This is a genomic window from Streptomyces johnsoniae (genome assembly GCF_031845565.1).
GTDB classification, from domain to species: Bacteria; Actinomycetota; Actinomycetes; order Streptomycetales; family Streptomycetaceae; genus Streptomyces; species Streptomyces johnsoniae.
The window spans coordinates 449,633-465,073 of sequence record NZ_JAVREV010000002.1; the positions used below are offsets into that span (position 1 = coordinate 449,633).

Here is a 15,441-nt window from a genome sequence, read left to right on the forward strand (position 1 = left end):
TTTGTATGATCGCAGGCGCGCGCAGTCAACGCCAGGGGGTGGGGGGTCGGAGCCGCCTGTCGGATTCGAACCGACGACCTGCTGTTTACAAGACAGCTGCTCTGGCCAACTGAGCTAAGGCGGCGCGCTCGCAACGACCGCGACCGGCCGTAACGGCCGCTCCAGGGTACACGGGGCCGTCTCGCCAGTCGGCAGGACGACCCCCGCTCCGGGCCCCGCCGACCCCGCCGACCCCGCCGACCCCGCCGACCCCGCCGCGGGCAAACGATCTTGTGATGAGTTTTTTTGCCCATCAGCTACTGACTTTCGTGCTTGTTTCGAGTTAGGTTCACTCCGCGTCCATTTACATGGCCGTCACACCTTCCTACTCGGATCGTCCGGCACGTTCCTGCCGGTAGAAGGAGACACAACAGCATGGCAACGGTCACGTACGACAAGGCCACCCGGGTCTACCCCGGCCAGGAGTCCCCCGCCGTCGACCAGCTCGACATCCAGATCGAGGACGGCGAATTCCTCGTCCTGGTCGGCCCCTCCGGCTGCGGAAAGTCCACCTCCCTGCGCATGCTCGCCGGGCTTGAGGACGTCAACGGAGGCTCCATCCACATCGGTGACCGCGACGTCACCCACCTGCCGCCGAAGGACCGGGACATCGCCATGGTGTTCCAGAACTACGCGCTCTACCCGCACATGACCGTCGCGCAGAACATGGGCTTCGCGCTCAAGATCGCCGGCGTGAACAAGGCGGACATCCGCAAGAAGGTCGAAGAGGCCGCCAAGATCCTCGACCTCACCGAGTACCTGGACCGCAAGCCGAAGGCGCTCTCCGGCGGTCAGCGGCAGCGTGTCGCGATGGGCCGCGCGATCGTCCGTGAGCCGCAGGTCTTCCTCATGGACGAGCCGCTGTCCAACCTGGACGCCAAGCTCCGCGTCCAGACCCGTACCCAAATCGCCGGCCTCCAGCGCCGCCTGGGCGTCACCACCGTCTACGTCACCCACGACCAGGTCGAGGCCATGACGATGGGCGACCGGGTCGCGGTCCTCAAGGACGGCCTGCTCCAGCAGATCGACACCCCGCGGAACATGTACGACAAGCCCGCCAACCTCTTCGTCGCGGGCTTCATCGGCTCCCCCGCGATGAACCTGGTGGAGGTCCCGATCACCGACGGCGGCGTGAAGTTCGGCAACAGCGTGGTCGCCGTGGAGCGCGCCGCCCTCACCGAGGCGCAGGGCAAGGGCGACACCAACGTGGTCGTCGGCTGCCGCCCCGAGCACTTCGCCGTGGTCAATGGCAACGGCGAGGGCGCCGGTCTCGCCAAGGCCGAGGAGGGGAAGGAAGCCGGCCTCGCCGTCACGGTCAACGTGGTCGAGGAGACCGGCGCCGACGCCTACATCTACGGCACCGCCGAGTTCGGCGGCGACACCAAGGACCTCGTCATCCGCGTCGACAGCCGCGACGTCCCCGACAAGGGCGCCACGCTGAACGTGGTGCCGAAGCCCGGCGAGACCCACGTCTTCGCCGCCGGCTCCGGTGAGCGCCTGAGCGACTGACACGACTGAAACGGCTGAACGGCTGACCGTTCCGACGCCGGAAGGGCCGGGTTTCCGCACACGCGGTGGAAACCCGGCCCTTTGCGCGTCAACGGCCCATTCGAATTTTTCTGGACCTGTCACCCATGAGGGTGGCGAAATGTCACCAAATCACTACTCCTCGCTACGATTCGACAAGCCCGTCCACCGTCTCGCGAGGAAGACCTTCAGTGAATCAGGCACTTCGACACATCGGCAGAAGTCTCGCCATCGCCCTCCCGGTCGTCCTGGTGCTCTCCGGGACACTCGCCGTGACCCGCGTTCCGTGGGTGTCCGCGCCGTCCGACACACAAATGCTGACCGCCGCCGCGGAAAAGGCCAGCCAGACGCCGCAGGAGGTACTCAAGGAGCGGCTGATCACCACACTGCGCCGCCAGGACCCCTCCGCCGCACTGACCGGCCTCCAGGAAGCCGTGACGCGCGACCCGGCCCTCGCGCCGCACTGCGCCGAGATCGCGCAGGCCCTCGGCGAGGCGGCGGTGGAGAAGTACGGCAGCACGAAGCGCGCCCAGGCCCATGCCCGCCCGGTGTGCGACACCGCCTACGCGGCGGGCGTGGCCACCGCGGAGTAGCCCGCCGGACCATGAGGTTCCGCGGGCCCGGCAAGATCGGCAGGACAGGGCCTAGGCTGCCGGTATGACCGAAGCCTCGCTCGATGTCCCGCAGCCGACGCAGGCCGTGGTCCTGGCCGGTGGCCAGGGCTCACGGCTGCGGCCGTACACCGACGACCGGCCCAAGCCGATGGTCGAGATCCCCGGCACCGGCGTCCCGATCATCGGCCACCAGCTCAACTGGCTTGCCGCCGAGGGCATCACGGACGCCGTCATCTCCTGCGGCCACCTCGCCGAGGTGCTCCAGGAGTGGCTGGCCTCCGTCGAGCTGCCGCTGCACGTGACGACCGTCGTCGAGAGCGAGCCGCTCGGCCGCGGCGGCGGCCTGAAGCACGCCGCCGCGGCCCTGCCGCGGCCCGCCGAGCCGTGGTTCGCCACCAACGGCGACATCTGGACCCGCTTCTCGCTGCACGAGATGGCCGCCTTCCACGCCGAACGGGACGCGCTGGCCACGCTGGCGCTGGCCCGCCCGCGCATCCCGTGGGGCGCCGTGGACACCGACGAGTTCGGCCACGTCCTCGACTTCATCGAGGCGCCGCCCTCGCCCTACCTGATCAACGCCGGCGTCTACGTCTTCGCCGCCGAGTTCACGAAGCTGCTGCCGGACCGCGGCGATCACGAGCGCACCACGTTCCCCCGGCTCGCGCGCGAACGCAGGCTCGCGGGCTTCCCGTTGCCGCAGCGGGCCTACTGGCGGGCCATCGACACGGCCAAGGACCTGGCCCAGGCGGCGCGCGACCTGGCCGGCTGACCCGGCCCTGTTCCGGCCCTGTTCCGGCCGCGGAAAGGGGCGGGCCCGGTCGGCCCGCCCCGCAGAAACAAAACCGCGGCTTTCGCCGGACCGACGGTGACACATTCGGCTTTCCCGGCGCTTTCCCCGCACTTTCTTGGCGACGACTCGGTAACCGTTGCCGGATTTCCCCGGGCCCGAGTGGCATTTCCCCGGGCGCTTTCACTATCGTTCGACCCCGATCACGCACTCAACTCACAGCGATGACGGGGGAATTACCTGTGCGCGCACGTATGCGACCAATCGCCTCGGCGGCCGCTCTCTCGGCCGCCCTGCTGCTCGCCGGCTGCGGCGACGACGACGAGGCCGGCGGCCCGGGGCTCGGCGGTTTCGCCTCCGGCGGCAACGGCGAGGAGAACGGGAGCGGCGGCCTGCCGGACCTGGAGCTCGACGACGAACTCCAGCTCGAAACAACGGGCGGCTTCGGCGGGGACGACGGCGGCTCCGGCAGCCCCGTCGAGGGCGGCGAGGACTGGTACGCCCACTGGGAGTCCGCGGGCATCACCCTCTACACCACCACGGACGGCGTCCTGTACGGGAACCCCGGGACGGGCGACGTCTGTACGCAGGAGGCCGGAATCGCGGGCGGCCTCGACTGGGAGCCGGTCCTGTTCACCTGCCAGGGGTCCAGTCTGAAGAACGCCAACCTGCGGCTCAGCGGTGACACCTTGGCGATCGAATGGGATGACCGCACGGAAGAGGTGAGCAGGGTCGAAAGTCTCACGGGCAGGACCGTGGATCTCGACGCCCTTGAAGCCACCATCCTCAACTGATCGGTCCCACCTCGGAAAACCCACACCGCGGGTGCCGGACGGTGACCCCGCCCGGCACCCGCGGCACCTTTCTTCTGCACATCTCCATTCCGCATTCCGCATTCCCGTTCCGCGTTCCCGTTCCGCGTTCTTCCTTTCCGGAAGGGGAAACGGAATGCATGGGCCCTACTGCTCCGGCCGCGCCTCGGACAGCTCGTCGACGACGCCCCGGTCGGCGACGCTCCAGTCGGTGAGCGCGGAGTCCTCGAAAACGGTTCCCACCGGGTGGAAGTGCCCGGCGTCGACCTGCTCGATACGCGCGCCCAGGTAGCCGCCCGTCTCCTCGTCGAAGAGGAACGTCGTCTCCTCGCCCAGGTGCGTGCCGTGCCGGGTGACGGCCACGCCCTCACGGCCCGCCGCGTCCGTGCCCACGCCGACCGTGACCCCCGGGATCTCCTCGAACGCCAGCAGCGCGGCCTCCGCCACCTCGGGCGGCAGCGGCGCGTGCTCGAAGAACCTTCCGACGGTGTGGAACGCCCACTGGTCGGCCTGGTCACCGGAGTCGGCCGAGCCGTTCTCCCGGTAGATCTTCTCCACCAGCTCCTCCGGGTCGGTGGTCAGCTCCTGGAAGTAGTCGTAGGAGGGCTGGTGGAGGTTCGCCGGGTCGTCGAGGTCCGCCGGGTCCAGACAGTCCTCCTCGGTGACCGTGGCCTCCGTCATATACGGGTCGCTCTCGACGACGTCCGGACGTTCCACCAGGCAGCTCACGCCCGTGTCCTGCTCCGCCGCGTCCAGCGACTGGTTCCAGTCCGGGCGGCCGTCGATCAGCCGGGCGCCGTGAGGGAACTGCGCGGAGTCCACGTACCAGCCGTCGTTCCCGTCCGGCGTGACCCAGGTCTCGGCCTCGTACGGCCCCGACTCCTCCCGCTCCACGTTGTCGCCGTTGTTCGGCTCCCCGCCCTTGTACCGGGCGTAGTACTGCTCGGTGTAGGCGACCTGGTCGGGCGCCACCTCGGTCTCCGGCTGCTGAGCCGCCGCCGCGGCCAGCCGCTGGAGCGTCGAGCCGCCCGAAGCCGCGTCGGTGCCCTCACCTTCGCCGCCGGTGAACGTGACGGCGGCGACGATGACGGCGGCGGTCGCCACCGGCACCGCGGCCAGAACGAGGCGGCGCCGACCGGGCGACGCCGCGGGTTGCTCGGTTTCGCGCATCAGATGCTCCTCAAGCAGCAGACGGCGGTCCGCGGGAAGCTCAGGATCGCCCGGGGCGGGCAGCAACCGGGCCAGCTCCGCACGGCTCGGGTCCTCGCCCCGGTGCCGATGGGTACGGATCATGGGTGCCTCTCCACATGTGACCGGACCGCCGGCATCCGGCAGTCATCCCGTACTTGTCCGCGCGGCAACGGCGGTTCCCTGCGCAATTCCTCGTCCGTGAGCCGCCGCAGCCTGGCCCTGGCCCGGAACAGGCGGGAGCGGACCGTTCCGACGCGCACGCCGAGCGCCGCCGCGGCCTCCTCGTAGCCGAAGCCGGACCAGACGCAGAGCATGAACACCTCGCGCTCCCCGTCGCGCAGCCGCCCCAGCGCCGTCTTCACCGCGGCCAATTGTTCGGCGTCGGCGAGCCGGCCGACCAGTTCGTCGGCGAAGTCGGGCAGGGGTTCGCGGGCCGGCAGCCTGGCCATGGCGCGCTCGTGACGGCGCTTGGCGCGTGCGGTGTTCCGCAGCACGTTGACGGCGATGCCCATGAGCCACGGCCGCGGGCTCTCCCCCTCGTCCCGCAGCCGGGCGCGCAGCCGCCACGCCTCAAGGAAGGTCAGGGACACGACGTCCTCGGCCAGGCCGGGATCGCCCGTCGCGCGCGCCGCGTACCCGTAGACCAGCTGCGCGTACGAGGTGAACAGCTCGCGGAACGCGTCCGGATCGCCGGCGCGCACGCGGGCGTGCATGGAATAGCTCACCCCCCGACTTGTCCGGCCGCCGCACGGAGTTCCCGTGACGTCGGCCACACGTTAACCGCCGGTTGGTGAAGCCCGTCTACTCGCCGAGGATGCCACCTAACCGAGCAGCCCGCCGATGGGGTCGAGGCTGCCCTGCTCACCCCCGTCGTCCGAAGGTGCGGGGCTCTCCGGCGGCTCCCCCGCATCGCCCGCCTCGGGCGCGGACGGCGGCGCGTACGACTCCTCCGGCACGTACGGGTCCGGCGCGGGCGGCTGCTGCGGGGCGGGCACGGTCTGCTCGCTGCGCGGGAACGACTCGTCCGAAGGACCGTCCGGCGCCGCGCCGTCCGCCGGCTCGCCGGCCGAGCCCGGCTGCTCCGCCTCGTCCGCCTCGCCCGCCTCGCGTTCGTCGGCCGAGGCGCCCTCGGAGGACTCGGCCGCGTCCTCCTCGCGCCGCCGCTCCCGCTCCTCCTCGTCCTTCTCCTCGGCCTCGTCCGGCAGCGGCTCGCCCGGCAGGTGGTTGCGCGGCGGCTCGCCCGGCGCGGGCGTCGTCGGGAACTGCGCGGAGCGCACCGCGCTGCCGAGCAGCGAACCGATGAGGAGCGCGAGGCCGATCAGCAGCGCCGCCAGCGCCGCCCCCCGGCGCAGCACCCGGTGCCGCAGGTCCGACAGCGGGGCGCGCGGGCCGAGCCTGCGCCACGCCTCCCCGGCCAGCCGCGCGTCCAGCGAGTACACGGGCGCGCCCGCGATCAGCAGCGGCGACCAGGCGGCACACAGGACGATGTCGGGGGCGTCGAACGCCGGGCCCTGCCGCCAGCTGACCGTGACCAGCAGCGCCAGCGAGAGCAGCGCGCCGAGCCCGGCCGCGACCCGCTGCCAGAGGCCGAAGATGGTGAGCACGCCGACGATGATCTGGGTGAACGCGACGGTGAGCCCGGCGCCCACCGGGTGGGACAGGGCCCAGTCGTGCAGCGGGGCGGCCACGGTCCACGGCTCGAGCGCGCTGAGCCACGCGTACAGCGAGCCGCGGACGCCGCCGTCGAAGTAGACCGGGTTGGTGAGCTTGCCCATCCCGGCGTAGATGGCCATGAAGCCGAGCAGGAGCCGCAGCGGCAGCAGCACGACGCCGAGGCTCAGATTCCTGCCGGTATGGAACGCCTGCCGGCCGACGGGAGCGCCGGAACGCTGCCTGGCCGCGCCCGCCCGCGCCGGGCCCCTGCCGCCCCCGCCCTCGCCCGTTCCGCCGTGGCCGTCCGTTCTGTCGGGGCCGCCGTGGCCGCCGTGGCCGCCGAACCCGCCGGTCCTGCCACGGTCCGCGCCGACCGCGGGCAGTACCCGGGTGTGCTCGGCCGGCTGCGGGTGGCGCGGGCCGACCACGGCCGCGGCGCGGGGGGCGCCCTGCACGCGTGGGAGCACCTGGGTGGCGGTGCCCTCCGCGGCGCGCGCGTGCCCGGCCTCGCGCACCGCCCGGATCAGGGTGCCGGCCCCCGCGTCCCCCGGCGCGCTGCGGCCCGACCATACGACCGGCGGCCTGCGGCGCCCGGCGGCGGGCACCCGCGGCAGCGGACCGGTCTGCGGGACCGCGATGCCCGCCGGGGGCGGGGTGGCGAGCTGAACCCGGAAGCTGGCGTGGTTCACGACGACTTGTGCGGGGTCGCACGGCACTTTCACCATGCTCAGCACCGGCTCGTCCGCCGAGAGGCCGCGGGGTGTTCTGGTGTCCACACTCATCTAACCGAGTGACACAGCCTTTGGACACTGCCTTGACCGAAGTCTGTCCGCGACCCGTCAAGGGCCGGTCAGCGGCGGCCCCTTGACGCCTCGTACAGAACGATGCCGGCCGCCACGCCCGCGTTCAGGCTCTCGGCGCCGCCCGGCATCGGAATCCGCACGCGGACGTCGCAGGTCTCGCCGACCAGCCGGGACAGCCCCCGGCCCTCGCTGCCCACCACGATGACCACGGGACCGCCGAGCGCCGCCACGTCCGCGAGGTCCGCCTCGCCGTCCGCCGCGAGGCCGACGACCGTGAGACCGGCCTTCTGGTACGCCTGGAGCGCGCGGGTCAGATTGGTGGCGCGGGCGACCGGCGTGCGCGCCGCCGTACCGGCGGAGGTCTTCCACGCGCCCGCGGTCATGCCGGCCGCGCGCCGCTCAGGCACGACGACGCCGTGCCCGCCGAACGCGGCCGCGGACCGGACCACCGCCCCGAGGTTGCGCGGGTCGGTGACGCCGTCGAGGGCCACGATCAGCGGGTCCTCGTCGGCGTCGAAGGCCGCGTCGACCAGGTCGTCGGGGTGGGCGTACTCGTAGGGCGGGACCTGGAGGACCAGGCCCTGGTGGTTCAGCCCGCCGGTGATCCGGTCCAGCTCGGCCCGCGGCGCTTCGAGCAGGTGCACGTCGCCACGTTCCATCGCCAGCTTGACGGCGTCGGTGACGCGGTCGTCGCTGTCCAGGAACTGCTGGACGTACAGCGTCCCCGCGGGCACGCCGCCGCGCAGCGCCTCGACCACCGGGTTGCGGCCGACGACGAGCTCGGCGGGGGACCGGCCGCCGCGCCGCGCCGCGGTCTGCCGGCGCGTCTTGGCCTGTGCCGCACGCTGCTTGGCGTGCCCCTTGCGCATCTCGGCGGGCGGGGTGGGCCCCTTGCCCTTCAGACCGCGGCGGCGCTGGCCGCCGCTGCCGATCTGCGGGCCCTTCTTCTGGCTGGTGCGGCGGTTCGGCCGCTCGCTGTTGCCTGGCATGGTGCCACCGGTTCCTTCTCAGCTCGTCAGCTGGTCAGCTCAGTTCCCAACGGGGCCCGTTGGGCGTGTCCTCGATCACCAGGCCGGCCGACTGGAGTTCGTCCCTGATGGCGTCCGCGGTGCCGTAGTCCTTGCGTTCCCGCGCGGCCTGCCGCTGCGTCAGGACCAGCCGCACGAGCGTGTCCACGACGCCGGTCAGCTCCTCGCCGCGCGCGCCCGCGTCCGCGTCCGCCCAGGGGGCGGCCAGCGGGTCGAGCCCGAGCACGGCGAGCATGGCGCGCACCTGGGCGGCGAGCGCGACGACGGACTCCTTGTCGCCCTCGGCCAGCGCGGCGTTGCCCTGCCTGACCGTGGTGTGGACGGCGGCGAGTGCCTGGGGAACGCCCAGGTCCTCGTCCATGGCGGCGGCGAAGTCGTCGGGCACGGCGGCGGCCGGGGCCACCTCGCCGGTCTGCTCGGCGGCGCGGTGGAGGAACCCCTCGATGCGGCCGAACGCCGACTCCGCCTCGGCCAGGGCCTCCTGACTGTACTCGATGGTCGAACGGTAGTGCGGGGTGCCGAGGTAGTAACGCAGCACGACGGGCCGCCAGCGCTTGACCATCTCACCGACGAGCACCGAGTTCCCCAGGGACTTGCTCATCTTCTCGCCGCTCATGGTGACCCACGCGTTGTGCACCCAGTAGCGCGCGAACGCGTCGCCCGTGGCACACGACTGGGCCAGCTCGTTCTCGTGGTGCGGGAAGATCAGGTCGATGCCGCCGCCGTGGATGTCGAACGCCGGGCCGAGGTACTTGCGGACCATCGCCGAGCACTCCAGGTGCCAGCCGGGCCGGCCGCGGCCCCAGGGCGTCTCCCAGCTCGGCTCGCCCGGCTTGGCGGCCTTCCACAGGGCGAAGTCCCTGGGGTCGCGCTTGCCGGTCTCGCCCTCGCCCGAGGGCTGGAGCAGATGTCCGAGGTCCTGGTTGGACAGCGAGAGATAGCCGGGGAAGCTGCGCACGTCGAAGTAGACATTGCCGTCGGCCGGATAGGCGTGGCCGCGGTCGATCAGGGTACGCATCATCTCGATCATCTCCGGCACGTGGCCGGTCGCCCGCGGCTGGTAGGTGGGCGGGAGGCAACCGAGCGCGTCGTAGGCGTCGTCGAACGCCAGCTCGTTCTCGTAGCCGATCGACCACCAGGGGCGGCCCTGGGCCGCGCTCTTGGCGATGATCTTGTCGTCGATGTCCGTGACGTTCCGCACGAAGACCACGTCGTAGCCGCGGTAGGCGAACCAGCGCCGCATGATGTCGAAGTCGACGCCGGAACGGATGTGCCCGATGTGGGGGGCCGCCTGGACGGTCGCGCCACAGAGGTAGATCGAGACGCAGCCCGGCACGAGCGGGTTGAAGTCACGGATCTTCCGGGCGCTGGTGTCATACAGGCGAAGGGTCACGCGTCAAGAGTAGTCGGCGAGGTGGGCCCCCCGCGCCGGTCGGCACAAGGGCGAAAGGCCGCCCGTCGGCTGTCACGGACCATGGCTCGCGCCTCCAGGACGGGGCAGCACCACCGCGGTCGCCACCGCGGCGAGTCCCTCGCCGCGGCCGGTCAGGCCGAGGCCGTCCGTCGTGGTCCCGGAGACGGAGACGTGCGCGCCGAGCGCGGCGGACAGCACGCGCTGGGCCTCGGCGCGACGGCTGCCGATCCGCGGCCGGACGCCGATGACCTGGATCGCCACGTTGCCGATGCCGAAACCCGCGGCGCGCACGATCCTGGCGGCCTCGGCGAGCAGCGCGACCCCGGAGGCACCGGACCACTCCGGGCGGTCGGTGCCGAAGTGCTCGCCGAGGTCGCCGGTGCCCGAGGCCGAGAACAGCGCGTCACAGGCCGCATGCGCCGCGACATCGCCGTCCGAGTGGCCCGCGAGGCCGAACGCGGCGTCCGGCCAGTGCAGGCCGGCGCACCACAGGGCACGGCCCCGTTCGAAGGCGTGGACGTCGGTCCCGATGCCGACGCGCGGCAGCGCCGCGGCGGCGGGGTCCGTGGGTTCCGTGGGGTCGATCGTGGGGTCGATCGTGGGGTCAGAAGCCATCGTTCAGCCTCCTGCGGGCGAGCACGGCCTCGGCGAGCACCAGGTCGAGCGGGCGGGTGATCTTGAACGCCTCCTCGTGCCCCGGCACCAGGACCACGGGCAGGCCGAGCCGTTCCACCAGGCCGGCGTCGTCGGTCGCGGCATCGGCGGCGAGCTTGTCGTGGGCCTCGACCAGCGTGTCCCGGTCGAAACCCTGCGGCGTCTGGACCGCGCGCAGCAGCGAGCGGTCCGGGGTGGCCACGACCGGCTCCGTCTCCCCGCCGCCGGCGTCGACCTGTTTGACGGTGTCGGTCACCGGCAGGGCGGGCACCACGGCGGGCGCGCCCGCCCGGACCGCGGCGACCACCGCGTCGACGGTGTCGACCGGGACCAGTGGGCGGGCCGCGTCGTGGACGAGGACGATCTCGATGTCGCGCGGCAGGACGGCGAGGCCGAGGCGGACGGACTCCTGACGCGTCGCGCCGCCCGCTACCACGACCTGCTCCACCGCGTGCGGCGGCGGGTGCTCGTCGAGAAGTGAACGGACGGCCGCCGCCTCGGCGGGCGGGGCCACGACGACGACCAGGGCGACGGCTCTGGCGCGGGCCATGGCCCGCACGGCGTGGACGAGCATCGGCGTGCCGCCCAGGGGGCGCAGTGCCTTGGGCGCGCCGGGGCCGAGCCGGACGCCGGAGCCGGCGGCCGGGATGACGGCCGCGGTTCTGGGGAGCCGCGTAGGGGGCTCGAGTGTGGTGTCTGTCATTTGGTGGCGGGTGCAGGTTTGTTTGCAGGGTGGTGTTGGGTATGGCCTGAGCGTGCCGGGCCCACACGATCGGACCCTTCCGTGACAGGCCGATCGAGCTAGCTTCACGGTCCCGGCACACTTTCCGGAAATGATCCGTGTTCCGTGATCCGTACAGACAGCAGCGCCCGTACGGCATCGGGGAATGCCTCCGGGCGCTGCGGCACGCTGTCGCACGCTGGTGGGTTCAGTGTTCGAGAGTGAGTGGCCGCCCTCGCCGGCAATGACCGACCGGTGTCAGCAGGGACCGATAGCGCAGATCGATCAACGGCAGATCGACCAACGATCAATCATCGCAGTAATGATCAAATGCCCACGGTAATCAAAGCCATGACCGATCAAAAACGGCGAGGATCAGCTCCGTCCGTAATCCATCCGGCCTGCTGCCCGGGCGGCAGGTCAGGAGGCGAGAACCTCGTCAAGCAGCGATTCGGCCTTGTCCTCATTGGTCGCCTCGGCGAGAGCCAGCTCGCTGACGAGAATCTGCCGCGCCTTCGCGAGCATGCGCTTCTCACCTGCGGACAGCCCGCGCTCGCGCTCACGGCGCCACAGGTCGCGGACCACTTCGGCGACCTTGATGACGTCGCCGGACGCCAGCTTCTCCAGGTTTGCCTTGTAACGGCGGGACCAGTTGGTCGGCTCCTCGGCATACGGGGCGCGCAGCACCTCGAAGACCCGGTCCAGCCCGTCCTGCCCGACCACATCGCGCACGCCGACCAGCTCGGCATTTTCCGCCGGCACACGCACTTCGAGGTCGCCCTGGGCAACCTTCAGTACCAAGTAGGTCTTGTCCACGCCTTTAATCTGGCGAGTTTCGATGGCCTCGATCAGCGCGGCCCCGTGATGGGGATAGACCACGGTGTCGCCAACCTTGAACGTCATGTGACAGGTACCCCTTCCGTGGCTCTCCATGCTAACACGTGAAGACGGCCCTTTGAATGACGTTTCCGCAGGTCAGGACACCTCTCGGGGGTTGACAAGGGCGCCGGTGACGTGCTTCGAGGGGGCCGTGGCGGCAGGTATCCGCAGGTGGGGGCACGGTTCGACGGGCGGGGCAGTTCGTGGATCTACGCCCGGAAGAAGGCAAGAAAGTTCCGTTGACCACAGAAAGCTGTCCGTTTTGTCACGATTGCAAGAAAGCCGTCCGGGCACCCGTCCGACCCCGGGAAAATGGATCAGCGGAAAGTCCCTTGATCGCCAATTCACTCCACCGGACCGCGGACCCGGGCCCGGCGGAACGTGCCGGAAGGGCCTTCTGTACCCTGAGGCCCGATAGATCAACAGGACTGTCCGAGGAGATGCCGCCGCCGTGAGCAGCAGCCTTCGACGCGGCGTGGCCGCCGCCTTCTTCGCGTTTTCGATCGCCGGCGTGACGACGGCGTGCGGTGCCGGCAACGACGCCCAAACCGACCGGAACAGGCCCGACAACGCGTCCGCCACGGTCGACGACATCAAGGTGCAGAACGTCAACGTCGTGCTGCCCGACGGCGCCGACGGGCCGGGCGGCATCTCCGCCCGGCTGTTCAACGGGGGCACCGAGGACCAGATCCTCGACGCCGTCGTGCTGGCCGGTGCCGACCGGCCGGTCGAGCTGATCCCCGCCGAGGGCGAGAGCAGCATCGTCGTGCCCGCGCGCGGTTCCGTCGCGCTCGGCGGCGAGGGCAACCCGGCGGCCTACATCGACGACCCGGCCGCGGTCGACGTGGCACTGGGGAACGCCCAGCAGCTGGTGTTCGTGCTGAGCGATACCGGGGAGATCCCGCTGTCGGCCCGCGTCGTCGGCGGCACCGAGGACTGGGCGCACTACGACGACTGGGGCCCGACGCCCACCGCGCCCGCGGACCCCACCGCCCCGGAAGAAGGCCAGGAGGGCCAGGAGGGCGAGCCGGGCGGCCAGGACGGCGAGGAGCCAGGGGACGGCACGGAAGGCGGCGAGGGCGCCGACGGGGGCACCGGAGAGACCCCGGGCGACACGCCGGGCGACACGCCGGGCGGCACCCCGGACGAGGGCGCGACCGGCGAGACGCCGGAGGCCCCGGCCGGCGGCGGAGCGGACGGGACGACGGACGGAGCGGACGGCGGCGGGCTCGTCGAGGGCTGACGCACCCGCACGCACGACGCGCGAGGGCCGGGGGCATGCCCCCGGCCCTCGCGCGTTGTTTGTTACGGCTCGAACTTGTAGCCGAGGCCGCGCACGGTGACCAGGTAGCGCGGCGCGCCCGGGTCCGGCTCGATCTTGGCGCGCAACCGCTTCACGTGAACGTCCAGGGTCTTGGTGTCGCCGACGTAGTCGGCGCCCCAGACCCGGTCGATCAGCTGCATGCGGGTGAGCACCCGGCCGGCGTTCCGCAGCAGCATCGCGAGCAGGTCGAACTCCTTGAGCGGCAGGTCGACCTTGCGTCCTGAGACGGTGACCACGTGCCGGTCCACGTCCATCCGGACCGGACCCGCCTCCAGGGCGGCCGGGGTCTCCTCCTCCGACTCCCCGCGGCGGCGCAGCACCGCACGGATGCGGGCCACGAGCTCCCGCGAGGAGAACGGCTTGGTCACGTAGTCGTCGGCCCCTATTTCCAGGCCGACGACCTTGTCGATTTCACTGTCCTTGGCGGTCACCATGATGACCGGGACGTTGGAGCGGCCTCGCAGCTGCCGGCAGACCTCGGTGCCGGGCAGCCCCGGCAGCATGAGGTCGAGCAGGACCAGGTCGGCGCCGTTGCGCTCGAACTCGTCCAGCCCGTCCGGACCCGTGGCCGCGGTGGCGACCTCGAAGCCTTCCTTGCGGAGCATGTACGACAAGACGTCGCTGAACGACTCCTCGTCCTCGACGACGAGCACTCGGGTCACGGGAGGACCTCCCGGGCGGGATCGTTGGTGCGGGTGGGGTGGTGCGGCTCAGGTCCTGCTTCGGCGTCGGCATCGGCGCTGTCGGGGAACTCGGCCGGTTCGTGCAGGGTGCCACCGAGGCGGTCGCGCTTCCTGCGCGCGGCCAGATGGCGCTCCCGCGCACTGCCGGGTTCCGGCAGCCGCAGGGTGAACGTGGAGCCCTGTCCCTCAGCGCTCCACACCTGGACCTCCCCGCCGTGCGAGGCGGCCACGTGTTTGACGATCGCGAGACCGAGGCCCGTTCCGCCGGTGGCGCGGGAGCGGGCGGGGTCGACGCGGTAGAACCGTTCGAAGACGCGTTCCCTGTCGGTCTCGGGGATACCGACACCCTGATCGGTCACGGCGATCTCCACCAGATCGCCGCTGGTGGCGGGCACGCGGGTGCCCGCGATGGCGACGCGGGTGTGGGGCGGGCTGTAGTTCACCGCGTTCTCCACGAGGTTGCCGAGCGCGGCGGCGAGCTGCGCCCGGTTGCCCCAGACGGACAGGTCGTCGATGCCGCCGGAGGCGATGGTGATGTGCTTGCTGCCGGCCTGCTGGCGGCAGCGGTCCAGGGCCTCGCCGATCAGCTCGTCGACCCGCACCAGCTCGGCGCCCGCGAGCATGTCGTTGTCCTGTACCCGGGAGAGGTCTATCAGCTCCTGGATCAGGTTGGTGAGGCGGGTGGCCTCGTTCTGCATGCGGCCGGCGAAGCGGGTGACGGCCTCCGGATCGTCGGCGGCGTCGAGCACCGCCTCGGAGAGCAGCGACAGGGCGCCGGCCGGCGTCTTCAGCTCGTGGCTGACATTCGCCACGAAGTCGCGGCGGACGGCCTCGATCCTGCGGGACTCGGTCAGGTCCTCCACGAGCAGCAGCACCAGGCGGGACCCCAGCGGCGCCGAGCGGGCCGAGACCGCCAGCACATCGGCGCGGCCGAGGCCACGGCCGCGGCGCGGCAGGTCGATCTCCGTCTCGCGGATCTCGCCGTCGCGCCGGGTGTCGCGGGCCATCTTCAGCATCGGCTCGACGGCCAGCCGCCCGCCGCGGACGAGGCCGAGGGCGTAGGCGGCGGAGCTGGCCTTCACCACGCCGTCACTGTCGTCGAGCACGACGGCCGAGGAGCGCAGCACCGACAGCACGGTGTCGACCCCGGGCGGCAAAGTGGCCTCCGCGGGCTGCGGGGCGCCGGAGGGACGCGTACGTTCGCGCTCGCTGAGGCGGAATGCCAGCATGGCAATGACGCCGGTGCACAGACCGGCAATCGCTGCCACTGCGGCGACCGCCGCGTTCACGTCCATATCCTCAGGTTATGCGG

At 71.7% G+C, this 15,441-nt stretch carries 15 protein-coding genes and 1 tRNA gene; 5 read left to right on the forward strand and 11 right to left on the reverse strand.

What is annotated here, in order from left to right; translation table 11 throughout:
• Positions 1-50: 50 nt before the first annotated feature.
• Positions 51-124, reverse strand: a tRNA-Thr gene (locus tag RM779_RS05190).
• A gap of 290 nt (positions 125-414) precedes the next feature.
• On the opposite strand from RM779_RS05190, the gene RM779_RS05195 reads away from it, so the two are divergent.
• The 4 genes from RM779_RS05195 (at position 415) to RM779_RS05210 (ending at position 3,761) form a co-directional block, all read left to right on the forward strand.
• A complete protein-coding gene (locus tag RM779_RS05195) occupies positions 415-1,548 on the forward strand; it encodes an ABC transporter ATP-binding protein (RefSeq protein ID WP_311616228.1) in 1,134 nt (377 codons plus the stop codon).
• A gap of 209 nt (positions 1,549-1,757) precedes the next feature.
• Positions 1,758-2,159, forward strand: coding sequence for a hypothetical protein (locus RM779_RS05200; protein WP_311616230.1), 402 nt, complete (start codon positions 1,758-1,760; stop codon positions 2,157-2,159).
• Between the two features lie 64 nt (positions 2,160-2,223).
• The gene (locus RM779_RS05205) at positions 2,224-2,949 is read left to right on the forward strand and encodes a nucleotidyltransferase family protein (protein ID WP_077060748.1); all 726 of its coding nucleotides are present in this window, start codon (positions 2,224-2,226) and stop codon (positions 2,947-2,949) included.
• A gap of 272 nt (positions 2,950-3,221) precedes the next feature.
• Entirely contained in the window at positions 3,222-3,761 is a 540-nt protein-coding gene (locus RM779_RS05210) for a hypothetical protein (RefSeq protein ID WP_311616232.1), read from the forward strand.
• Between the two features lie 165 nt (positions 3,762-3,926).
• On the opposite strand, the gene RM779_RS05215 is transcribed toward RM779_RS05210, so the two are convergent.
• The 8 genes from RM779_RS05215 to RM779_RS05250 all read right to left on the reverse strand — a co-directional run bounded on the left by RM779_RS05215 (position 3,927) and on the right by RM779_RS05250 (position 12,146).
• Positions 3,927-5,072, reverse strand: coding sequence for a CU044_5270 family protein (locus RM779_RS05215; RefSeq protein ID WP_311616233.1), 1,146 nt, complete (start codon positions 5,070-5,072; stop codon positions 3,927-3,929).
• Complete coding sequence (locus tag RM779_RS05220; RefSeq protein WP_311616530.1) at positions 5,069-5,683, reverse strand: RNA polymerase sigma factor; 615 nt, start codon at positions 5,681-5,683, stop codon at positions 5,069-5,071. Before RM779_RS05220 ends, RM779_RS05215 begins: the two co-directional genes overlap by 4 nt.
• 108 nt (positions 5,684-5,791) lie before the next feature.
• Positions 5,792-7,405 carry a DoxX family membrane protein gene (locus RM779_RS05225; RefSeq protein WP_311616234.1) on the reverse strand — a complete coding sequence of 538 codons (1,614 nt, stop codon included), beginning with the start codon at positions 7,403-7,405 and terminating at the stop codon, positions 5,792-5,794.
• 68 nt (positions 7,406-7,473) lie between these two features.
• On the reverse strand, positions 7,474-8,415 hold the full coding sequence (gene rlmB, locus RM779_RS05230; RefSeq protein WP_311616236.1) for a 23S rRNA (guanosine(2251)-2'-O)-methyltransferase RlmB: 942 nt from the start codon (positions 8,413-8,415) through the stop codon (positions 7,474-7,476).
• Positions 8,416-8,449: 34 nt separating this feature from the next.
• Positions 8,450-9,847 (reverse strand): cysteine--tRNA ligase, encoded by a 1,398-nt coding sequence (cysS, locus tag RM779_RS05235; RefSeq protein ID WP_311616238.1) that lies wholly within the window; start codon positions 9,845-9,847, stop codon positions 8,450-8,452.
• Between the two features lie 72 nt (positions 9,848-9,919).
• Positions 9,920-10,483, reverse strand: coding sequence for a 2-C-methyl-D-erythritol 2,4-cyclodiphosphate synthase (gene ispF / locus RM779_RS05240; RefSeq protein WP_311616240.1), 564 nt, complete (start codon positions 10,481-10,483; stop codon positions 9,920-9,922).
• Entirely contained in the window at positions 10,473-11,225 is a 753-nt protein-coding gene (gene ispD / locus RM779_RS05245) for a 2-C-methyl-D-erythritol 4-phosphate cytidylyltransferase (protein ID WP_311616242.1), read from the reverse strand. Before ispD ends, ispF begins: the two co-directional genes overlap by 11 nt.
• 438 nt (positions 11,226-11,663) lie before the next feature.
• Positions 11,664-12,146: a CarD family transcriptional regulator gene (locus RM779_RS05250; protein ID WP_049563928.1), complete on the reverse strand. Its 483-nt coding sequence runs from the start codon at positions 12,144-12,146 to the stop codon at positions 11,664-11,666.
• Between the two features lie 427 nt (positions 12,147-12,573).
• Here RM779_RS05250 and RM779_RS05255 point away from each other — a divergent pair, with 427 nt between their 5' ends.
• Positions 12,574-13,365: a hypothetical protein gene (locus RM779_RS05255; protein WP_311616244.1), complete on the forward strand. Its 792-nt coding sequence runs from the start codon at positions 12,574-12,576 to the stop codon at positions 13,363-13,365.
• Positions 13,366-13,427: 62 nt separating this feature from the next.
• On the opposite strand, the gene RM779_RS05260 is transcribed toward RM779_RS05255, so the two are convergent.
• Entirely contained in the window at positions 13,428-14,108 is a 681-nt protein-coding gene (locus RM779_RS05260) for a response regulator transcription factor (protein ID WP_311616246.1), read from the reverse strand.
• Entirely contained in the window at positions 14,105-15,424 is a 1,320-nt protein-coding gene (locus RM779_RS05265; protein ID WP_311616248.1) for a sensor histidine kinase, read from the reverse strand. Before RM779_RS05265 ends, RM779_RS05260 begins: the two co-directional genes overlap by 4 nt.
• Positions 15,425-15,441 lie beyond the last annotated feature (17 nt).